This is a genomic window from Streptomyces violaceusniger Tu 4113 (assembly GCF_000147815.2).
In the GTDB taxonomy this organism is placed as follows: domain Bacteria; phylum Actinomycetota; class Actinomycetes; order Streptomycetales; family Streptomycetaceae; genus Streptomyces; species Streptomyces violaceusniger_A.
This window is the reverse complement of the sequence record NC_015957.1, coordinates 9,681,180-9,702,748: the sequence shown is the minus strand read 5'-3', so window position 1 is coordinate 9,702,748 and position 21,569 is coordinate 9,681,180. Positions and strand designations below refer to the sequence as shown.

The 21,569-nt window shown below is 67.8% G+C and carries 12 protein-coding genes and 3 rRNA genes; 12 read left to right on the top strand and 3 right to left on the bottom strand.

The annotated features are described in order from the left end of the window. Positions 1 to 137 precede the first annotated feature (137 nt). Positions 138 to 557, bottom strand: a complete 420-nt coding sequence (locus STRVI_RS39630) for a metallopeptidase family protein (protein WP_014061194.1) — start codon at positions 555 to 557, stop codon at positions 138 to 140. Between the two features lie 342 nt (positions 558 to 899). On the opposite strand from STRVI_RS39630, the gene STRVI_RS39625 reads away from it, so the two are divergent. The 7 genes from STRVI_RS39625 (at position 900) to STRVI_RS39595 (ending at position 8,830) form a co-directional block, all read left to right on the top strand. Then, entirely contained in the window at positions 900 to 1,355 is a 456-nt protein-coding gene (locus STRVI_RS39625; protein WP_014061193.1) for a DUF3499 domain-containing protein, read from the top strand. Between the two features lie 219 nt (positions 1,356 to 1,574). Then, positions 1,575 to 3,191 carry an L-lactate permease gene (locus STRVI_RS39620; protein WP_014061192.1) on the top strand — a complete coding sequence of 539 codons (1,617 nt, stop codon included), beginning with the start codon at positions 1,575 to 1,577 and terminating at the stop codon, positions 3,189 to 3,191. Positions 3,192 to 3,337: 146 nt separating this feature from the next. Beyond that, positions 3,338 to 4,696: a phosphomannomutase/phosphoglucomutase gene (locus STRVI_RS39615; RefSeq protein ID WP_014061191.1), complete on the top strand. Its 1,359-nt coding sequence runs from the start codon at positions 3,338 to 3,340 to the stop codon at positions 4,694 to 4,696. A 202-nt stretch (positions 4,697 to 4,898) separates the two neighbouring features. Then, positions 4,899 to 5,081: a Trm112 family protein gene (locus STRVI_RS39610; protein WP_014061190.1), complete on the top strand. Its 183-nt coding sequence runs from the start codon at positions 4,899 to 4,901 to the stop codon at positions 5,079 to 5,081. A 78-nt stretch (positions 5,082 to 5,159) separates the two neighbouring features. Next, positions 5,160 to 6,467, top strand: a complete 1,308-nt coding sequence (locus tag STRVI_RS39605; protein WP_014061189.1) for an SIS domain-containing protein — start codon at positions 5,160 to 5,162, stop codon at positions 6,465 to 6,467. Positions 6,468 to 6,604: 137 nt separating this feature from the next. Continuing rightward, positions 6,605 to 7,801, top strand: a complete 1,197-nt coding sequence (gene manA / locus STRVI_RS39600; protein WP_014061188.1) for a mannose-6-phosphate isomerase, class I — start codon at positions 6,605 to 6,607, stop codon at positions 7,799 to 7,801. Between the two features lie 105 nt (positions 7,802 to 7,906). Then, a complete protein-coding gene (locus STRVI_RS39595) occupies positions 7,907 to 8,830 on the top strand; it encodes a cation diffusion facilitator family transporter (RefSeq protein ID WP_014061187.1) in 924 nt (307 codons plus the stop codon). A gap of 551 nt (positions 8,831 to 9,381) precedes the next feature. On the opposite strand, the gene STRVI_RS39590 is transcribed toward STRVI_RS39595, so the two are convergent. Further along, positions 9,382 to 11,550 (bottom strand): fructose-specific PTS transporter subunit EIIC, encoded by a 2,169-nt coding sequence (locus STRVI_RS39590; protein ID WP_014061186.1) that lies wholly within the window; start codon positions 11,548 to 11,550, stop codon positions 9,382 to 9,384. A gap of 411 nt (positions 11,551 to 11,961) precedes the next feature. Between STRVI_RS39590 and ahcY the strand changes: the two genes are divergently transcribed. From ahcY to rrf, 5 genes are all read left to right on the top strand, one after another. Beyond that, the gene (gene ahcY / locus STRVI_RS39585) at positions 11,962 to 13,419 is read left to right on the top strand and encodes an adenosylhomocysteinase (protein WP_014061185.1); all 1,458 of its coding nucleotides are present in this window, start codon (positions 11,962 to 11,964) and stop codon (positions 13,417 to 13,419) included. Between the two features lie 137 nt (positions 13,420 to 13,556). Continuing rightward, positions 13,557 to 14,174, top strand: coding sequence for a hypothetical protein (locus STRVI_RS39580; RefSeq protein WP_014061184.1), 618 nt, complete (start codon positions 13,557 to 13,559; stop codon positions 14,172 to 14,174). A gap of 654 nt (positions 14,175 to 14,828) precedes the next feature. Next, positions 14,829 to 16,355 (top strand): 16S ribosomal RNA (locus tag STRVI_RS39575). A gap of 290 nt (positions 16,356 to 16,645) precedes the next feature. Beyond that, a 23S ribosomal RNA gene (locus STRVI_RS39570) occupies positions 16,646 to 19,764 on the top strand. Between the two features lie 94 nt (positions 19,765 to 19,858). Then, a 5S ribosomal RNA gene (gene rrf / locus STRVI_RS39565) occupies positions 19,859 to 19,975 on the top strand. Together the 16S, 23S and 5S rRNA genes form the textbook arrangement of a ribosomal RNA operon. 299 nt (positions 19,976 to 20,274) lie before the next feature. On the opposite strand, the gene STRVI_RS39560 is transcribed toward rrf, so the two are convergent. Next, positions 20,275 to 21,543, bottom strand: a complete 1,269-nt coding sequence (locus STRVI_RS39560; RefSeq protein ID WP_014061183.1) for a proline-rich domain-containing protein — start codon at positions 21,541 to 21,543, stop codon at positions 20,275 to 20,277. Positions 21,544 to 21,569 lie beyond the last annotated feature (26 nt).

Sequence of the window (21,569 nt, the reverse complement as noted above, 5' to 3'; positions counted from 1 at the left end):
CTGGGTTATGGCAGTCCTGGGGGCCTGCGGCCCGTGCCGGGGCCTACCACGGGGGTTCGCGGCCCGCCCCGGGGCGCGTCGTGCCTCTGGGCGCCTCGTCCATCGGGGCGCCTCGCGCCTTGGGGCGCCGCCGCCCGCTACTCCTGTCCGTACCGCGGGTCCACGGACTCCGGGGCCAGCCCCAGCAGCTCCGCCACCTGCTCGACCACGACCTCGTGCACCAGCAGCGCCCGCTCATCCCGGTTCTTCGCCCGGATCTCGACCGGGCGGCGGTAGATCACGATCCGGTCCGGCGCGTCCCCGCGGGCCGCGATGAAGCGCCCGAGCGGCACGGACTCGCCGTCCCAGCCGTCCGGTCCGCCGTGCCCGTCCGGGCCCCCGCCCGGCCCCGGGCCGCCGAGACCCGACGTGGGCACCTCCAGCACCGTGAAGTCGACTCCGGACAGCTGTGGCCAGCGTCTCTCCAGCCGCTCCGCCGAGTCCTGCACCAGATCGACGAAGGACTCCGCGCGGCTGACCGAGAGCGGCACCTGGGGCGGCGCGATAGGGCCGCGCATACCTCGTCCGTGGCGGTCGCGACGGCGAGGGCGCGGCTCGGACTGATGGGGATGTACGGGCCTGGTCATCACTCACGAGGGTAGCCGTCGCCCGCCCGCCCCCCGTGCGCTTACCGGACAGCCGTGCCGGATGTCGCTAAATGAGCATTCCAGCCATGCTTGGGTCCAAAAACGGATGTCTCTTGCGTCGCTTCCCTGGCCCAGGATGATCTCTCTCGGTTCGAGTGCTGACCGGATTCGTCGTCGGCGGCTTTTGTCGCGCCGGAAGTCCATGCTGGTCAACCGGTAGGTTCACGTTTCGGGTGCACGGGGCGAACCAGGACGACACGGCGGAGTGAGCTGGTGGAGAGTCGTCGCGGCCCGCTCAAGAGTGCGGTACCGTCCAACGTCGTGAGCCCTGTACGTCGCTGTTCGCGCACCGCCTGCGGCCGCCCCGCCGTCGCGACGCTGACGTACGTCTATGCGGACTCGACCGCCGTTCTCGGGCCGCTCGCCACCTACGCCGAACCCCACTGCTACGACCTGTGCTCGGAGCACTCGGAGCGGCTGACCGCCCCGCGTGGCTGGGAGGTCGTCCGGCTCGCCATCGACACCGGTCCGACCCGGCCCAGCGGTGACGATCTGGAGGCGCTGGCCAACGCGGTCCGCGAGGCCGCCCGCCCGCATGAGCGCGCGGCGGGGGCGGCGTCCGGTTCGGGAGGCTCCGGGGCCGGGAGCGGGCACGGTGGCCGGGAGGGCGACCCGCGTGAGGTCGCGCGCCGCGGCCATCTGCGGGTCCTGCGGTCGCCCGAGTCCTGATCGGCTGCTCGGCGCACTTTCCGCCGCGTTCTTCCCGCACCTTCCCCGCGATCTTCTGGCGAACGTCTCGCGGTCCTCTCCGGCACCTTGTTGGGATCACTTGCTGACGGAGCATTGACTGTGACTTGGCGCGGACACGACCATGCCTGCACGCCAGGGTCCTCCGTTTCCGCATTACGGATGTGACCTTCCAGGGATGGCCCATGCCGGGAGGCCCGTGTGTTCGTGCAGCAGTTGGACCCCGTCGCCGATTCACTCTCCCTGTCCGCCCTCGTCGCCGCCCTTCCCCTCGTCACCGTCCTCGTGCTGCTCGGCGGGGTGCGGATGCGCGCCCACTACGCGGGCCCCATCGGGCTCGTCGTCGCCGCGCTCGTCGCCTGCCTCCCGTACGGGATGCCCGTCGGCCAGGCCCTCTCCAGCGCCGTCCAGGGGGCGCTCTTCGGTCTCTTCCCCATCATGTGGATCGTCGTCAACGCCCTGTGGGTGTACCGGATGACCGTCCGCACCGACCACTTCGACGTACTGCGCCGCTCCTTCGGCCGGCTCTCGGACGACCCCCGCGTCCAGGCCCTCGTCATCGCCTTCTGCTTCGGTGCGCTCCTGGAGGCGCTCGCCGGGTTCGGCGCACCCGTGGCCATCTGCTCGGTCATGCTCGTGGCGCTCGGCTTCGACCCGGTGCGCGCCGCCGTCGTCGCGCTCGTCGCCAACACCGCGCCGGTCGCCTTCGGCGCCATGGCCACCCCCGTGGTGACGCTGGCTCAGGTCACCGGGCTGCCGCTGGACTCCGTCGCCTCCGTCGTGGGGCGGCAGACCCCGCTGCTCGCCCTCGTCGTCCCGCTGCTGCTGGTCGCGCTCGTCGACGGCCGGCGCGGGCTGCGCGAGACCTGGGCGCCCGCGCTCGCCTGTGGGGCCGCCTTCGCCGTCGCCCAGTTCACCGTCTCCAACTACCTCTCCGTCCAGCTCGCCGACATCGCGGCGGCGCTCGTCGGCGCGGCCGTGCTGGTGGCCATGCCCGCCGCCCGGCGCCCCGCCGAGGAGCCGGTGCGCGCCGCCGTGCTCACCGGCGTACGCAGCGACGACCTGGACCGCGAGGACCCGCGCCCCGAGGTGCTGCGCGCCTACGCCCCGTACGCGCTCATCGTGGCGATCTTCTCCATCGCCCAGATAGGCCCGGTCAAGGATCTCCTGGCCAAGGCCACCCGCACCTTCGACTGGCCCTTCCTGGACGTCGCGGCGCCCGACGGAAAGCCGGTCGGCGCCAATGTCTTCTCGCTGCCGCTGATCGCCACCGGCGGCACCTTGGTGCTGGTGGCCGGGGTGGCCACTGTCGCCGTGCTGGGGGTGACCGCCCGCGACGCCGCGCGGGAGTGGACGGCCACGGTGCACGAACTGCGTCATGCGATCCTTACGGTCACCTCGGTGCTCGCGCTCGCCTATGTCATGAACCTCTCCGGGCAGGCCGCCGGCATCGGGCACTTCGTCGCCGCCGCCGGGGCCGGGCTGGCCTTCCTCTCCCCGGTGCTCGGCTGGTTCGGCGTCGCCGTCTCCGGCTCGGACACCTCCGCGAACGCCCTCTTCGGCGCCCTCCAGGTGACCGCCGCCCATGAGTCCGGGCTCTCCCCGGATCTGCTCGCCGCCGCCAACAGCTCGGGCGGGGTGCTCGGCAAGATGATCTCCCCGCAGAACCTCACCATCGCCTGCGCGGCGGTCGGGCTGAAGGGGCGCGAGGGGGATCTGCTCCGTAAGGTGCTGCCGTGGAGCCTCGCGCTGCTGCTGGTGATGAGCCTCATCGTCGTCGCGCAGTCGTCGTTCCTGCTGAGCTGGATGCTGCCGTGACCCGGCCGGGGACGCCCCGCAGCACGCCGCGCGACGGGGCTCACAGTTCCGGCCCAGCTCCTGCGGGTAGGTTTTGAGGTCCGCAGGGACGTCCCCAGAGGCGTCCGCGGAGACATCTTCACCAGGACCTCCAGAAGGGGTTGGCTGTGCCCGACTTGTCGCAGATCGTGAAGGCGTACGACGTGCGGGGTGTGGTCCCGGACCAGTGGGACGAGTCGCTCTCGGAACTCTTCGGCGCCGCCTTCGCCCGGGTGACCGGCGCGGACGCGATCGTCGTCGGCCATGACATGCGCCCCTCCTCGCCCGGTCTGGCGCGGGCCTTCGCGCGCGGCGCCGCCTCGCTCGGGGTGGATGTGACAGAGATCGGGCTGTGCTCGACCGATCAGCTCTACTTCGCGAGCGGACATCTCGACCTGCCCGGCGCGATGTTCACCGCCAGCCACAACCCCGCGCAGTACAACGGCATCAAGATGTGCCGCGCGGCTGCCGCCCCCATCGGCCAGGACACCGGGCTCGCCGACATCCGCGCCCTGGTCGAGGAATGGGCCGACAGCGGCGCGCCCGAGCCCGCCGCCGAGACCGGCACCATCACCCAGCGGGACGTCCTCGCCGACTACGCCGCCCATCTGCGCTCGCTGGTGGACCTGACCGCCATCCGGCCGCTGAAGGTCGTCGTGGACGCGGGCAACGGCATGGGCGGCCACACCGTCCCGACCGTCTTTAAGGGGCTCCCGCTCGACCTCGACGCCCTCTACTTCGAGCTGGACGGAACCTTCCCCCACCACGAGGCCAACCCGCTCGACCCCAAGAACATCGTCGATTTGCAGGCCCGGATCCGGGAGACCGGGGCCGACCTCGGGCTCGCCTTCGACGGCGACGCCGACCGCTGCTTCGTCGTGGACGAGCGCGGCGAGCCGGTGTCCCCCTCCGCCATCACCGCCCTGGTCGCCGCCCGCGAGCTGGCCAAGCACCCGGGCGGGACGGTCATCCACAACTGCATCACCTCGTGGTCGGTCCCCGAGGTCGTCAAGGAGAACGGAGGCACCCCCGTCCGCACCCGCGTGGGCCATTCCTTCATCAAGGCCGAGATGGCCCGCACCGGCGCGATCTTCGGCGGTGAGCACTCCGCGCACTACTACTTCCGCGACTTCTGGAACGCCGACACCGGCATGCTGGCCGCCCTGCACGTCCTGGCCGCGCTCGGCGGCCAGGAGGGCCCGCTGTCGGAGCTGGTCGCGCAGTACGACCGGTACGCGGCCTCCGGGGAGATCAACAGCACCGTCGACGACCAGACCGGGCGCATGGAGGCGGTCAAGGCGGCGTACGAGGGCCGCGAAGGCGTCGAGCTCGATGAACTCGACGGCCTTACGGTCACGACCGCCGACTGGTGGTTCAACCTCCGCCCCTCCAACACCGAGCCGCTGCTGCGCCTGAACGTGGAGGCGCGGGACGCGGAGCGGGTGGCCGAGGTCCGCGACGAGGTCCTCTCCATCGTCCGCGCGTAAGCCTTACGGCCGTCCGCGCGCGGACCCCGCCGCCGTCCGCGTCCTTACGGCGGGCACCGCGCGCGGGGCGCACGGCGTTGCCGGAGCCCGGGGCGAGCCCCCGGGCTCCGGTGCCCACCGGCCGCGCCCCGCCCCCGCCCGGCGGTACGCTGACCACGCCGGGCCGATGTCCGGCTGGACCCATACCCGAAGGGACGCCCCCATGCCGCTCGAAGCCGGTCTTCTGGATATCCTCGCCTGCCCGGCGTGCCACGCCCCGCTGCGCGAGGAGCAGTCCCCGGAGACCCCCGAGCTGGTGTGCACGGGCGAGGGGTGCTCTCTCGCGTACCCCGTCCGGGACGGCATCCCCGTGCTGCTCGTCGACGAGGCCCGCCGCCCGGCCTGATCCGGCGGCCCGCCGGAGCCCCAGCCCCGCGCGGTCCCGCGCGTACCGCCCGCCACGGCGATCGGAGGCCGAAGCACGATGCTCGACGAATCCCTCCTCGACGCCCCAGAGGCCCTAGCCCGCGCCGATAGCCGCGGGCTGCTGCGCGGAGCCGCCGAATCCGGCGCCCGCATCCGCACCGCCGCCCGGCACGCCACCGAGGCGGGGATCGGCGATCTCAAGCCGGACGGGCGGCCGCGCGCCGTCATGGTCGCGGGCCCAGGGGCGGCCGGAACCTGCACCGCCGACCTCCTCGGCGCGCTCAGCGGGGGCAACTGCCCGGTCAGCCTGATCGCGCCCACCGGCGTAGCCCCCGCGCCGGGCGCCCTGCGCTGGACACTGCCCGGCTGGGCGGGCCCGCTCGACCTGTTGGTCGTCGGGACGCCGGACGGTACGGAACCGGGCCTTCCGCGCCTTGTCGAGCAGGCGTACCGCCGCGGCTGCGCGATCGTCGCGGTCGCCCCGGGCCAGTCCCCGCTGGCCGACGCGGTCGCGCAGGCGCGCGGCCTGATGGTGCCGCTGGCCACGGCGCCGCACGCCTCGGCCCCGTACGCCACGGGCGGATACAGCACCGATCCGTACCGCAGGGACCCGCACGCGCCCGGCACGCCCGAGGACGACGACACCGCCCGCGCCGAGGGCGCCCTGGGCGATGCCCCCGGCACGTACGGGACGCCTTCCGTCCCGCACTCCGCCGAGCCGCCCGGCACCGCGCCCGACGAGATGACCGGCCCCTCGCTGCCCGGCACGCTGTGGGCCCTGCTCACGCCGCTGCTCCTGCTGGTCGACCGGATCGGCCTGGTGTCCGCGTCGCCCGCCGCGCTGCTGCAGGTCGCCGACCGGCTCGACCGGGTCGCCGAGCGCTGCGGCCCGGCCATCGCCACCTACACCAACCCCGCCAAGACCCTCGCGGCCGAGCTCGCCGGGGCGCTTCCGCTGCTGTGGACCGAGGGCCCGGTGGCCGCCGCGACCGGACGGCGCTTCGCGAGGCTGCTCGCGTCGCTCGCCGGGCGCCCGGCGCTCGTCGCCGAGCTCCCCGGGGCGCTCGCCGCGCATGGCGCGATGCTGACCGGGGCGTTCGCGGGCGGGGCCGACCCGGACGACTTCTTCCGCGACCGCGTGGAGGAGGCCGAGGCGCTCCGCGCCCGGATCGTGCTGCTCCACGAGGAGCCGGTGGGCCCGGTCTCGGCGGTGCCGACCGCCCGGGAGCTCGCGCTGGCGCATGACACCGCGTTCAGCGAGCTGGAACCGGCCGAGGGCACCCCGCTGGAGAGGGCCGCGGAACTTCTCGCCATCACGGATTTCGCCGCCGTTTACCTCGCGCTCGCTTCGGCCGATAGAACTTGACGCCGTCAGAACGTGACGCCGTGGACCGCGACGACGTGACGCCGTAGACCTCTGGAACAGACCTCCAGAACGTGACGCCGTAAGACCACGCACCACCCGCCCCACGTCCCTCACTGCACAGTCAGGAACCGCACCGCATGGACCGCCTCGTCAACACCGTGCGCCCCTACGCCTGGGGCTCCACCACCGCCATCCCCGAGCTGCTGGGCGTCCGGCCGACCGGGGAGCCGCAGGCCGAGATGTGGATGGGAGCACACCCCGGGGCGCCCTCCCGGGTCGACCGGGGCACGGGCCCGGTCGCGCTCTCCGAGGTGATCGCCGCGGATCCCGAGGGCGAGCTCGGCGCGGACGCCGTAAGCCTCTTCGGGCCGCAGTTGCCGTTCCTGCTGAAGGTGCTGGCCGCCGCCTCGCCGCTGTCGCTCCAGGTCCACCCCGACCTCGAGCAGGCCAAGGAGGGCTACGCGGACGAGGAGGAGCGCGGCGTTCCGGCCGATGCCCCGCATCGCAACTACAAGGACGCCAACCACAAGCCCGAGTTGATATGCGCGCTCACGCCGTTCAACGGGCTGTGCGGCTTCCGCGACCCGAACGAGGCGGCCGAGCTGCTGGCCGCCCTGGAGGTCGACTCGCTCAAGCCGTACGTCGACATCCTGCACGCCCACCCGGAGTCGCACGCCCTGCGCGAGGTGCTGACCGCCGTGCTGACGGCCGACCCGGAGGCGATGACGGAGACCGTAAGGCAGGCAGCGGCCGCCGCCGAGCGGCTCAGCGCGCTGGACGGACCGCACGCCCCGGCGTACGCGGCGTACGCCTCCATCGCGCAGCACTACCCGGGCGACCCCGGGGTGATCGCCGCGACGCTGCTCAACTTCGTGACCCTCCAGCCCGGCGAGGCGCTCTACCTCGGCGCCGGCGTACCGCACGCCTATCTCGACGGCCTGGGCGTCGAGATCATGGCCAACTCCGACAATGTGCTGCGCTGCGGGCTGACGCCCAAGCATGTGGACGTCCCCGAGCTGCTGCGCATCGTCCGCTTCGAAAGCGCCGCCCCCGCCGTGCTGCGGCCCGAGGCGGACCCCTCCGGCGAGGAGCTCTACACCACCCCGATCGGCGAGTTCCGGCTCTCCCGCCACGTCCTGGCCGACGGCGCCGCTCCGCGCCCGCTGCCGTCGACCGGCCCGCAGATCCTGCTGTGCGCCTCGGGCGAGGTCTCCCTGCGCGGCGCGGACGGCGAACTCCCGCTGACGCGTGGGCAGTCGGCCTTCGTACCGGCCGGCGAGGAGGCCGTACTGGGCGGCGACGGCACTGTGTTCAGGGCCACAGTGACGGCCTGACGTACGGCCCGTTCGAGGGGCTGGAACAATGGCCCGCCGTGAGGCGGTAAAGCGCTGGCAAAGCCGCCATGAGCTGTAATGAAGCGGAAGGGACATTCGGCACATATGAGTGCATCAGGCGGAACCAAGGCGATTGTTGCCGCGCTGGGCGCGAACCTGGCTATCGCCGCAGCCAAGTTCGTGGCGTTCGCCTTCAGCGGCTCGTCGTCGATGCTCGCCGAAGGCGTGCACTCGCTCGCCGACTCGGGCAACCAGGGGCTGCTGCTCCTCGGCGGGAAGAAGGCCAAGCGCGAGGCCACCCCCGAGCACCCCTTCGGCTACGGCCGCGAACGCTATATCTACGGCTTCCTCGTCTCCATCGTGCTGTTCACCATCGGCGGTGTCTTCGCGCTCTACGAGGGCTACGAGAAGATCAAGCATCCCCATGACGTGGAGCACTGGTACTGGCCGGTCGGGGTGCTCATCTTCGCGATCATCGCCGAGGGCTTCTCCTTCCGCACGGCCATCAAGGAGTCCAACGAGATCCGCGGCAGGCTGAGCTGGCCGCAGTTCGTGCGCCGGGCCAAGGCCCCCGAGCTGCCCGTCGTCCTCCTGGAGGACTTCGGCGCCCTCGTCGGACTGGTCCTCGCGCTCGGCGGTGTCGGGCTCGCGCTGCTGACCGGCGACGGCGTCTGGGACGGCATCGGCACCCTCTGCATCGGCGTCCTGCTGGTGCTGATCGCCCTGGTGCTCGCGGCCGAGACCAAGTCGCTGCTGCTGGGCGAGGCGGCCGACGTCACCGAGGTCACCAAGATCCGTGAAGCGGTCGTGGACGGCGAGACCGTCACCGGGCTGATCCACATGCGCACGCTCCACCTCGGCCCCGAGGAGCTGCTGGTGGCCGCCAAGATCGCGGTGCAGCACGACGACACGGCGGTGGAGGTCGCCCGCGCGATCGACGCCGCGGAGGCGCGCATCCGCGAGGCGGTCCCCATCGCCCGCGTCATCTACCTGGAACCGGACATCCTCCGCACGTCCACGCCCACCTGAGCGCATACGGCAGAGCCGCCCCGCCGCCGGCCCTTCGAACCTGAGAACCACGGGCACGAGGGGCCGGCACCGCCATGCCGGTTTGTGGGCATTCGTTCCTCCCCCAGTTACCGCTGGGAGGTGCCCCCTGGCGGAACGGGTGGGCACAAACCGGCCACCGACCCGCACCCGGCAACGCACCCTGGCCGCCGACGGCGTGGGCCGCACAGGCAACGGGGTCGCACCCGGAAGCGCACCTTGGCCGTCGACGGCGTGGGCCGCACAGGCAACGGGGTCGCACCCGGAAGCGCACCTTGGCCGTCGACGGCGTGGGCCGCACAAGCAACGGGGTCGCACCCGGAAGCGCACCTTGGCTGCCGAGGAGGCGCCCCGTACGAACAGTGGGGTCGCACCCGGAAGCGCACCTTGGCCGCCGACGAGGCGCCCCGTACGAACAACCGGGCCACACCCGGAAGCGCACCCCGGCCGCCGACGGCGTACACCGCACACGCGACCGGGGCGCACCCACCACCCACAAGTGGCTGCCCACAAGTGGCTCCCCCACAAGGGGCCTACTCGATCTCCCCGAGCACCCGCAGAATCGCCCCCACATCCGCCGCCCCCAGCAACCGCTCCCGGAACTCGGCACCCATCAACTTGCGTGACAACAGCGCCAGAATCCGCAGATGCTCATCGCCCGCGGCCGCCTCCGGCACCGCGATCATGAACACCAGCCTGGCCTTCGTCCCGTCCGGCGCGCCCCACTCGATGCCCTCGGGGGAGCGCGCGAAGCCGACGACGGGAGCGGTCACCGCGTCCGTCTTGGCATGTGGAATCGCGATCTCCTCGCCGAGACCGGTGGTGCCCTGGTCCTCCCGGGCGAACGCGGCCCGGACCAGCTCCGCCGTATCCGCCACCTTGCCGGTCGCAGCCAGCAGCTCGGCCATCTCGCGGATCGCGGCGTCCTTACCGTCCGCCGCCAGCCGCTCCTTCACGGTCTGCTCGGTGAGATAGCCGGACAACACCTGGTCCGCGGCATCGACCTCGGGAGCGGCCTCGGCCTTACCGCCGTCCGGCGGCTCAGCGGCCGAGACGGACACAGCCTTGGGGACAGTGGCGTCAGAGGCAGCCACGCCACCGCTCGCCGAGGAATCCGCCACGGCACCGCTCGCGGCCCCCGTACCGCCCCCGCTGCCCACTCCGGCCAGTACCGGCGCACCCGCCGGCGACGGAGCCAAGGAGACAGCTTCCGCGGCTTCCGCCACATCCGCGGCACCCGCCGCCGCACCCTGTCCGCCGCCCACAGACATCAGCGCAATCGTGACCAGCGCCGTAACCGCCGTACCGACGACGACCGCGACGAAGAACATCGGCACCCCGCCGACTGCGCCGAGCACCGCGACGATCGGCCCGCCGTGCGGCACGTTGTCCTCGACCGACGCCACCCCGGCAATCGCCCCGGCGACCGCGCCGCCCAGCATGTTCGCCGGGATGACCCGCGCCGGACGCGCCGCGGCGAACGGAATCGCGCCCTCGGTGATGCCGAAGAAGCCCATGAAGAGCGCCGCGAGCCCGGTTTCCCGCTCCTGGTCGTCGAACATCCGGCGGCGCAGCAGCGTGGCCAGCCCCTGGCCCAGCGGCGGAACCGGAATGGCCGCCGCACACGCCCCCATGACCTCGGGGTTCTTGGACACCAGCCCGGCGCCGAAGAGGAACGCGGTCTTGTTGACCGGACCGCCCATGTCGAACGCGATCATCAGCCCGAGGATGATGCCGAGCAGTGCCGCGCTGGTGCCGGTCAGCCCGCCGAGCCAGTCGGTGAGGCGCTCGAAGACCCAGGAGATCGGTTTGCCGAGGGCATAGATGAAGAAGAGGCCGAGCGCCGAGGTCGCCACGATCGGGATCACGATGATCGGCATGATCGGCTGGACGAACTTCGGAACCTTGACCCGCTTGATCCACAGCACCAGATAGCCGGCCAGGAAGCCGGTGACGATCGCCCCGATGAAACCGGCGCCCGCCTCGCTGTCGTACAGCTCGCCGTGGGCCGCGATCCAGCCGCCCACCATGCCCGGCACCAGCGCGGGCCGGTCCGCGATGGCGTACGCGATATAGCCGGACAGGGCCGGGATCATCAACTCGAAGCCGATGCTCCCGATGTCGTTGACCGTCTTCCAGAAGGAGTCGTCGGGGATGACGATGCCCTTGGACGTCGTATCACCGCCCAGGGCGAGCGAGACCGCGATCAGCAGACCGCCGACCACGACGAACGGGATCATGTACGAGACGCCGTTCATGAGCGCCTTATAGGTGACGCTGCGCCCCTTACCGCCGCCGGAAGCCGCCGAGGCGGCGCCGCGCTGGGCCTCATGGCCGTCGCCTTGGTACACCGGCGCGTTGCGCACCTGCTCGATCAGCCGCTCGGGGCGGTGGATGCCGTCGGCGACCCCGACGACGAGCACTCTCTTACCGATGAAACGGCTGCGGTCGACGTCCTTGTCGGCGGCGATGATGATGCCGTCGGCCTGACTGACATCGTTGTCAGACAGAACGTTCTCGGCCCCGATCGAGCCCTGGGTCTCCACCTTCATGCTGTGGCCGAGTGACTCCGCCGCCTGAGCCAGCTTCTCAGCGGCCATATAGGTGTGGGCGATACCCGTGGGACAAGCGGTCACCGCGAGCAGCTTGAGCCCCGGTCCGCTGGCCCCCGCACCGTTGGGGGGATCGGCTGGACTGGTCACGTGGTTCTCCTTAACAACGCATTGAGCGGGCGCGGGAAGCTGCCAGCGTCCCGGCGCTCGCGGCATCGTGCAATACATCCGGCCAGGATCAAAGCGATGGGGTGAGCCACCGGGCTCCCCGAGCGGCGTGGCCGTCGGCGCAGGTCATGGCCTTACGGCCGAAGATGGCCCATGGGGGCTGGGGTTCGCCGCGCCGATCGGTGTAGATTCGTGACCGAGCCAGACGTCGCTGCTGATGGCGGTCGGGCGGCCCGTACACCGGGTCGGCCGAGGGAGAGAGGGCCTCCGACGGACTGCGCACTGTGAGGTAGAAGGGGACAGGTGTGCCCGCTGTGCGGGGCCCTGCCCAGCGCTTCACATGCCCAGCCGAAACCACTCTCGCTCGCACACGATCGAGGAGGAGCAGCACTCATGACGACAGCCGTCTCCGGTCAGGACTTCAAGGTCGCGGACCTCTCCTTGGCTGCCTTTGGCCGTAAGGAGATCACCCTCGCCGAGCATGAGATGCCCGGCCTGATGGCGATCCGTAAGGAGTACGCCGAGCAGCAGCCCCTGGCCGGCGCCCGTGTCACCGGCTCGCTGCACATGACCGTGCAGACCGCCGTGCTGATCGAGACCCTGGCCGCCCTTGGCGCCGAGGTCCGGTGGGCCTCCTGCAACATCTTCTCCACCCAGGACCACGCCGCGGCCGCGGTCGCCGTCGGTCCGAAGGGCACGGTGGAGAACCCGCAGGGCATCCCGGTCTTCGCCTGGAAGGGCGAGACCCTGGAGGAGTACTGGTGGTGCACGGAGCAGGCCCTGACCTGGCCCGGCACCCCCACCGGCGGGCCCAACATGATCCTGGACGACGGTGGCGACGCCACCCTCCTCGTCCACAAGGGCGTCGAGTACGAGAAGGCCGGCGCCGCCCCTGACGTCGCCACCGCCGAGAACGACGAGCACCGCGTCATCCTCGAGCTGCTGAACCGCACCATCGCCGAGAACCCGCAGAAGTGGACGCAGCTTGCCTCCGAGATCCGCGGGGTCACCGAGGAGACCACCACCGGCGTCCACCGCCTCTACGAGATGCAGCGGGACGGCCTGCTGCTCTTCCCGGCGATCAACGTCAACGACGCGGTGACCAAGTCCAAGTTCGACAACAAGTACGGCTGCCGCCACTCCCTGGTCGACGGCATCAACCGCGCCACCGACGTGCTGATCGGCGGCAAGGTCGCGGTCATCTGCGGCTACGGCGATGTGGGCAAGGGCTGCGCCGAGTCGCTGCGCGGTCAGGGCGCCCGGGTGATCATCACCGAGATCGACCCGATCTGCGCGCTGCAGGCCGCGATGGACGGTTACCAGGTCGCCACCCTGGACGACGTGGTGGAGACCGCCGACATCTTCATCACCACGACCGGCAACAAGGACATCATCATGGCCGCGGACATGGCCAAGATGAAGCACCAGGCGATCGTCGGGAACATCGGCCACTTCGACAACGAGATCGACATGGCCGGCCTCGCCGCCCTCCCGGGCATCGTGAAGGACGAGGTCAAGCCGCAGGTCCACACCTGGACCTTCCCCGACGGCAAGACGCTCATCGTGCTCTCCGAGGGCCGTCTGCTGAACCTCGGCAACGCGACCGGTCACCCGTCGTTCGTGATGTCGAACTCCTTCGCGAACCAGACCATCGCCCAGATCGAGCTCTTCACCAAGCCGGAGTCGTACCCGACCGACGTCTATGTGCTCCCCAAGCACCTGGACGAGAAGGTCGCCCGTCTCCACCTGGACGCGCTCGGGGCGAAGCTGACCACGCTCCGGCCCGAACAGGCCGCCTACATCGGCGTCCCGGTCGCGGGCCCGTACAAGCCCGAGCACTACCGTTACTGATCGCATCCGCTGATCGAACCGGCGCCGCCGACCGCACGGTCGGCGGCCGCTGACCCGGCCCCCCGCCCCGGCGGGGGCCCCAGGGCCCGTCCGCGCCGTCCGGCCGGGCGGGCCCGACGCTCGTCAAGGACCTCACCATGCCCCGCGGCCGCTACTCCCTCCACGACCCGCACGACCACACCCCGCTGGGTGAGGAGCACTTCCAGTGCGCGCCCGGTCCCAGCGGCTGGCGCTACGTCGCACAGCGGACCTCGCCTTCCGGCGATCACGCCGGGTCCGTGGACCTCACTCTCGACGAACTGGGCCGACCGCTCAGGGTCGAGCTGCACGCGGCGAGCTGGCAGGTCAAGGGCGCCGCACTGGACGGGGTCACCTGGGTTCGTACAGATCCCACCGGGGAGCACGCGACCGAGGGCAATGTCGGCGCCCACGCATTCACCGGTGCTTCCCCCGCCTTCCTGGTCGCCATCTCCCGCCTGCTGCGGCTGGAGCCGGGCGCCGGAGCCGTCCGCGTCCGTCTCGTGGCCTTCACCGATCCGGTCCTCGCGCCCCTCACCCTGGACCAATCATGGGCACTTCTTGACAGAACCGGGCATACTGCCGATACTGGACCACTCCTTGTGGATGAATACCAGGTCAGCGAGCTGGACACCGGAGAGGTCCGGACGATCCATATCGCTGGCGACGTGGTCCTGGCCGCCCCCGGCATCGAGCTCGAGGATCTGGAGAGCCCGCCGTCGTCCTTCGCGGCCTGACCGCCGCCGCACCCCCTCTGACCTGCGACGTTAAGAATCTTCTGTGATTCCCTTGACGCAGAGAGTGCGGATGCGTATGTTGGAATGTCGCGGCGCACGGAGAGCGTAGGCACTCCGATGAGGCCGCACAAAGAATCTTCCCCAGGACCCTTGACGAGGGTCACCCGGGGAGGTAAGGTTAAACGGTTGTGGTGAGCAGCATCTGCTCACTCACAGACACTTAATCTGAACTCGCTCCGCAGACGGATGGAAATCCAACGGAGCACCTTTGACACCCGCGGACATCAACCGAAGCCGATTAGGTTCGGCGGATGCGTGTCTGCTAAAGTCGAAAACACGCCGAAAGGCAAAGGCCTCTCCAACGGCCACCGGAATCAGAATTCGGACCGGAAACGGACTGAAAAAGAATCTGGTAAGGTTGGAAACACCGAAGGGAAGCGCCCGGAGAGACCGGTGAAGCGGTTTCAAAGGAAGCGTCCGTTCCTTGAGAACTCAACAGCGTGCCAAAAGTCAACGCCAGATATGTTGATACCCCGTCCATCTCGGACGAGGTTCCTTTGGAAAAATACACAGCGAGGACGCTGTGAGCGGACTGGATTATTCCTCCGGTCTGCTCCGCTCTCGTGACTGTGTGACCGGGATATCCCGGAAGCATTCACGGAGAGTTTGATCCTGGCTCAGGACGAACGCTGGCGGCGTGCTTAACACATGCAAGTCGAACGATGAACCGGTTTCGGCCGGGGATTAGTGGCGAACGGGTGAGTAACACGTGGGCAATCTGCCCTGCACTCTGGGACAAGCCCTGGAAACGGGGTCTAATACCGGATATGACACGCTCCCGCATGGGATGCGTGTGGAAAGCTCCGGCGGTGCAGGATGAGCCCGCGGCCTATCAGCTTGTTGGTGGGGTGATGGCCTACCAAGGCGACGACGGGTAGCCGGCCTGAGAGGGCGACCGGCCACACTGGGACTGAGACACGGCCCAGACTCCTACGGGAGGCAGCAGTGGGGAATATTGCACAATGGGCGAAAGCCTGATGCAGCGACGCCGCGTGAGGGATGACGGCCTTCGGGTTGTAAACCTCTTTCAGCAGGGAAGAAGCGAGAGTGACGGTACCTGCAGAAGAAGCGCCGGCTAACTACGTGCCAGCAGCCGCGGTAATACGTAGGGCGCAAGCGTTGTCCGGAATTATTGGGCGTAAAGAGCTCGTAGGCGGCTTGTCACGTCGGATGTGAAAGCCCGGGGCTTAACTCCGGGTCTGCATTCGATACGGGCAGGCTAGAGTTCGGTAGGGGAGATCGGAATTCCTGGTGTAGCGGTGAAATGCGCAGATATCAGGAGGAACACCGGTGGCGAAGGCGGATCTCTGGGCCGATACTGACGCTGAGGAGCGAAAGCGTGGGGAGCGAACAGGATTAGATACCCTGGTAGTCCACGCCGTAAACGTTGGGAACTAGGTGTGGGCGACATTCCACGTCGTCCGCGCCGCAGCTAACGCATTAAGTTCCCCGCCTGGGGAGTACGGCCGCAAGGCTAAAACTCAAAGGAATTGACGGGGGCCCGCACAAGCGGCGGAGCATGTGGCTTAATTCGACGCAACGCGAAGAACCTTACCAAGGCTTGACATACACCGGAAACCTCTGGAGACAGGGGCCCCCTTGTGGTCGGTGTACAGGTGGTGCATGGCTGTCGTCAGCTCGTGTCGTGAGATGTTGGGTTAAGTCCCGCAACGAGCGCAACCCTTGTTCTGTGTTGCCAGCATGCCTTTCGGGGTGATGGGGACTCACAGGAGACTGCCGGGGTCAACTCGGAGGAAGGTGGGGACGACGTCAAGTCATCATGCCCCTTATGTCTTGGGCTGCACACGTGCTACAATGGCCGGTACAATGAGCTGCGAAGCCGTGAGGTGGAGCGAATCTCAAAAAGCCGGTCTCAGTTCGGATTGGGGTCTGCAACTCGACCCCATGAAGTCGGAGTCGCTAGTAATCGCAGATCAGCATTGCTGCGGTGAATACGTTCCCGGGCCTTGTACACACCGCCCGTCACGTCACGAAAGTCGGTAACACCCGAAGCCGGTGGCCCAACCCTTGTGGGGGGAGCCGTCGAAGGTGGGACTGGCGATTGGGACGAAGTCGTAACAAGGTAGCCGTACCGGAAGGTGCGGCTGGATCACCTCCTTTCTAAGGAGCACATAGCCGACTGCGAGCGCATGTCTCGCACGGTTTGCTCATGGGTGGAACGTTGACTATTCGGCACGGCCGTCTGGTCCGCTGTCTCTAGTACTGCCCCTCGGGGCGTGGAACGAGACCGCTGGATGCAGGGGGTCGGGCCGGGCACGCTGTTGGGTGTCTGAGGGCACGGGCTATGACGCTTGTCCCTTTCGACCGGTCCCGGTGAACCACATCAATGGGTGTGGGTGACGGGGTACGGGTCGTTGTTTGAGAACTGCACAGTGGACGCGAGCATCTGTGGCCAAGTTTTTAAGGGCGCACGGTGGATGCCTTGGTACCAGGAACCGATGAAGGACGTGGGAGGCCGCGATAGGCCCCGGGGAGCTGTCAACCGAGCTTTGATCCGGGGGTGTCCGAATGGGGAAACCCGGCAGCCGTCATGGGCTGTCACCCATACCTGAACACATAGGGTATGTGGAGGGAACGCGGGGAAGTGAAACATCTCAGTACCCGCAGGAAGAGAAAACAACCGTGATTCCGGGAGTAGTGGCGAGCGAAACCGGATGAGGCCAAACCGTATGCGTGTGATACCCGGCAGGGGTTGCGCATACGGGGTTGTGGGAATGAGCTTCAGTCGTCTGCCGGCGACTGGGCAAGTTAGAAACCATTGCGATAGGCGAAGGACATGCGAAAGGTCCGGCAAAGAGGGTAAGACCCCCGTAGCTGAAATCGTGATGGCTTGCTTGCTCATCTCCCAAGTAGCACGGGGCCCGAGAAATCCCGTGTGAATCTGGCGGGACCACCCGCTAAGCCTAAATATTCCCTGGTGACCGATAGCGGATAGTACCGTGAGGGAATGGTGAAAAGTACCGCGGGAGCGGAGTGAAATAGTACCTGAAACCGTGTGCCTACAAGCCGTGGGAGCGTCGCGCAGGGATTCGTCTCTGCGTCGTGACTGCGTGCCTTTTGAAGAATGAGCCTGCGAGTTTGCGGTGTGTTGCGAGGTTAACCCGTGTGGGGAAGCCGTAGCGAAAGCGAGTCCGAATAGGGCGACATAGTAGCGCGCTCAAGACCCGAAGCGGAGTGATCTAGCCATGGGCAGGTTGAAGCGGAGGTAAGACTTCGTGGAGGACCGAACCCACCAGGGTTGAAAACCTGGGGGATGACCTGTGGTTAGGGGTGAAAGGCCAATCAAACTCCGTGATAGCTGGTTCTCCCCGAAATGCATTTAGGTGCAGCGTCGTGTGTTTCTTGCCGGAGGTAGAGCACTGGATAGGCGATGGGCCCTACCGGGTTACTGACCTTAGCCAAACTCCGAATGCCGGTAAGTGAGAGCGCGGCAGTGAGACTGTGGGGGATAAGCTCCATGGTCGAGAGGGAAACAGCCCAGAGCATCGACTAAGGCCCCTAAGCGTACGCTAAGTGGGAAAGGATGTGGAGTCGCAGAGACAACCAGGAGGTTGGCTTAGAAGCAGCCATCCTTGAAAGAGTGCGTAATAGCTCACTGGTCAAGTGATTCCGCGCCGACAATGTAGCGGGGCTCAAGCGTACCGCCGAAGTCGTGTCATTGCAGCATTACCCCCAACGGGGGCTGTGATGGGTAGGGGAGCGTCGTGTGCCGGGTGAAGCAGCCGTGTAAGCGAGTTGTGGATGGTTCACGAGTGAGAATGCAGGCATGAGTAGCGATACACACGTGAGAAACGTGTGCGCCGATTGACTAAGGGTTCCTGGGTCAAGCTGATCTGCCCAGGGTAAGTCGGGACCTAAGGCGAGGCCGACAGGCGTAGTCGATGGACAACCGGTTGATATTCCGGTACCCGCTTTGAAGCGTCAACGCCGAACCAGGCGATGCTAAGTCCGTGAAGCCGCCCCGGAGCCTTCGGGCAAAGGGGAGTGGCGGAGCCGACGAACCAGACCTGTACTAGGTGAGCGATGGGGTGACGCAGGAAGGTAGTCCAGCCCGGGCGGTGGTTGTCCCGGGGTAAGGGTGTAGCCCGAGGGGTAGGTAAATCCGTCCCTCACGTGGGTGAGACCCGATGCCGAGCCGATTGAGGCGAAGTGGATGATCCTATGCTGCCGAGAAAAGCCTCTAGCGAGTTTCATGGCGGCCCGTACCCTAAACCGACTCAGGTGGTCAGGTAGAGAATACCGAGGCGTTCGGGTGAACTATGGTTAAGGAACTCGGCAAAATGCCCCCGTAACTTCGGGAGAAGGGGGGCCATTGCTGGTGATCACCCTTGCGGTGTGAGCCGGTGGTGGCCGCAGAGACCAGCGAGAAGCGACTGTTTACTAAAAACACAGGTCCGTGCGAAGCCGTAAGGCGATGTATACGGACTGACGCCTGCCCGGTGCTGGAACGTTAAGGGGACCGGTTAGTCACATTTCGGTGTGGCGAAGCTGAGAACTTAAGCGCCAGTAAACGGCGGTGGTAACTATAACCATCCTAAGGTAGCGAAATTCCTTGTCGGGTAAGTTCCGACCTGCACGAATGGCGTAACGACTTCTCGACTGTCTCAACCATAGGCCCGGTGAAATTGCACTACGAGTAAAGATGCTCGTTTCGCGCAGCAGGACGGAAAGACCCCGGGACCTTTACTATAGCTTGATATTGGTGTTCGGTTCGGCTTGTGTAGGATAGGTGGGAGACTGTGAACCCTGGACGCCAGTTCAGGGGGAGTCATTGTTGAAATACCACTCTGGTCGTGCTGGATGTCTAACCTGGGTCCGTGATCCGGATCAGGGACAGTGTCTGGTGGGTAGTTTAACTGGGGCGGTTGCCTCCTAAAGGGTAACGGAGGCGCCCAAAGGTTCCCTCAGCCTGGTTGGCAATCAGGTGTTGAGTGTAAGTGCACAAGGGAGCTTGACTGTGAGACCGACGGGTCGAGCAGGGACGAAAGTCGGGACTAGTGATCCGGCGGTGGCTTGTGGAAGCGCCGTCGCTCAACGGATAAAAGGTACCCCGGGGATAACAGGCTGATCTTCCCCAAGAGTCCATATCGACGGGATGGTTTGGCACCTCGATGTCGGCTCGTCGCATCCTGGGGCTGGAGTCGGTCCCAAGGGTTGGGCTGTTCGCCCATTAAAGCGGTACGCGAGCTGGGTTTAGAACGTCGTGAGACAGTTCGGTCCCTATCCGCTGTGCGCGTAGGAGTCTTGAGAAGGGCTGTCCCTAGTACGAGAGGACCGGGACGGACGAACCTCTGGTGTGCCAGTTGTCCTGCCAAGGGCATGGCTGGTTGGCTACGTTCGGGAGGGATAACCGCTGAAAGCATCTAAGCGGGAAGCCTGCTTCGAGATGAGGACTCCCACCCACTTGATGGGTTAAGGCTCCCAGTAGACGACTGGGTTGATAGGCCAGATATGGAAGCCGGGTAACCGGTGGAGTTGACTGGTACTAATAGGCCGAGGGCTTGTCCTCAGGTGCTCGCGTCCACTGTGTTGGTTCTGAAGCAACGAACCGTATTGAACCCCCCTCTTGTTTGGGGTGTGGTTCCGGTTCAGCTTTATAGTGTTTCGGTGGTCATAGCGTTAGGGAAACGCCCGGTTACATTTCGAACCCGGAAGCTAAGCCTTTCAGCGCCGATGGTACTGCAGGGGGGACCCTGTGGGAGAGTAGGACGCCGCCGAACAATCTTTAGCCTCGGTCCCGAGCACTTAGTGCTCGGGACCGAGGCTTTTTTGCGTTCCCATTCGATCGGATGTTCCACCGGATCGAGTGAAAAGCCCTCAGGGTCCTGGCGTGGCGCGGTTGCCGGCACGCAGAGTTGTCAGTGAGCCGGGGTCCGACGGGTCCGTTGACGACCGGTCAGCAGGCCGCAGGCACGACGCCGAGCGGGCGGACGGGGGAGGGTGAGGGCCTGTGCGAGTGACGATCTGTGCGGTGAAGGGGCGTCGGGTGACGCCCCGTTCGTGCCCGCCTGTGAGGCCGTCAGTTCCCGGACGTCGAGGCGACGGTCGGCTGGTCCTTGCCATGGCCTTCCGCGGGGTCGCCCGGCATTCCCGCGGCGCGGGCGAGCTCGAGGTCGAGCGCCTCGCGCCGGATGCGCTGGTCCATGTAGAGAAGGGCCGTCACACCCGCGCTGATCGGAAAGGTGATGGTCGAGCTGATCACTCCGCCGACGCCGACCACGACCAGGAAGGTCCAGCCGGCGGAGACGGATTCACCGGACAGCCAGTCCATGGCGTTGTCCCCGCCGATGACCATGGCGATCAGGCTGGTGGGGATCTCGACGATGGCGCCGACGATGAAGACCAGGACGACGGCCAGCAGTTGGATGCCGAAGACGCGCCCCCACGCACCGCGCACCAGCTTGAAGGAGCGTCGCAGGGCCTTGATGATCCCCTGCTTCTCCAGCATCAGCGCGGGAGGGGCGAGGCTGAAGCGGACCCAGAGCCAGACGGCGACGCCGGCCGCGGCGAACCCGCCGAGAGAGGCGAGTGCGGCGCCCTCGCTGGGCACGCCCGCGAAGGCCAGCAGCAGACCCGGCGTCATACCGGCGGCGATGACGGCCACGGCGATGGTGGGGATCAGAAGGAGCAGCCCGCACAGCTGAAGGAGGTGCGGGCGGGCACCGCCCCATGCTTCCTTGGTGGACACGGACCGGCCCAGCACCGCCCGTGCGGTGACCACGGTCAGCAGGGCGGTGGTGACGATCGTTCCGAGGACGCCGAGCAGCAGGGTGACTCCGCTGTCCCCGAGCGAGGCGCCGACGGCGCGCATCGCCTGGCTGACGGTGGCGTCCGGATCGTCGAGGACGTTGCTCTCGTTGCCGCGGGCGTGGTTGAACCAGAGTCCCGTGGCGGCCGTGATCAGACCCTGGATGACGATCGAGACGATCAGCGAGATGCCGAGGACCGTGCGCCAGTGGGCGCGCACGATGGCCACCGCGCCGTTCAGGATCTCGCTGACGGCCAGCGGTCGCAGCGGAATGACACCGGGGCGGGGAGCGGGTGGCTGACGCGGGCCGGTGCCCCATCCGCTGCCCGGCGCGGGGGCGGGCGGCACCTGCGGTGGCGTGGGGCCTCGTCCCGGTGCGGTCCAGCGGCCGGGCGGCGGCTGGCGCCGGGCCCACTGGCCGCCCCAGGTGGGCTGCTCCGGGGCGGGCTGGTCGGCGGGCTCGTGCTGCTGCTGAGCGCCGCGGTCCGGTTCGTCGGAAGGGGACGATCCGGGCGGGGCCCAGCCCGGAGTGTCATTCATCGTCGCTCCGTAGGTTGTTCGTTGAC

Excerpts from the sequence above, each read along its gene's own strand:
- ahcY (WP_014061185.1), top strand. The coding sequence starts at position 11,962 with ATGACGACAGCCGTCTCCGGTCAGGACTTCAAGGTCGCGGACCTCTCC.
- STRVI_RS39595 (WP_014061187.1), top strand. The coding sequence starts at position 7,907 with ATGAGTGCATCAGGCGGAACCAAGGCGATTGTTGCCGCGCTGGGCGCG.
- STRVI_RS39580 (WP_014061184.1), top strand. The coding sequence starts at position 13,557 with ATGCCCCGCGGCCGCTACTCCCTCCACGACCCGCACGACCACACCCCG.
- STRVI_RS39630 (WP_014061194.1), bottom strand. The coding sequence starts at position 557 with ATGCGCGGCCCTATCGCGCCGCCCCAGGTGCCGCTCTCGGTCAGCCGC.
- STRVI_RS39560 (WP_014061183.1), bottom strand. The coding sequence starts at position 21,543 with ATGAATGACACTCCGGGCTGGGCCCCGCCCGGATCGTCCCCTTCCGAC.
- manA (WP_014061188.1), top strand. The coding sequence starts at position 6,605 with ATGGACCGCCTCGTCAACACCGTGCGCCCCTACGCCTGGGGCTCCACC.
- STRVI_RS39610 (WP_014061190.1), top strand. The coding sequence starts at position 4,899 with ATGCCGCTCGAAGCCGGTCTTCTGGATATCCTCGCCTGCCCGGCGTGC.
- STRVI_RS39605 (WP_014061189.1), top strand. The coding sequence starts at position 5,160 with ATGCTCGACGAATCCCTCCTCGACGCCCCAGAGGCCCTAGCCCGCGCC.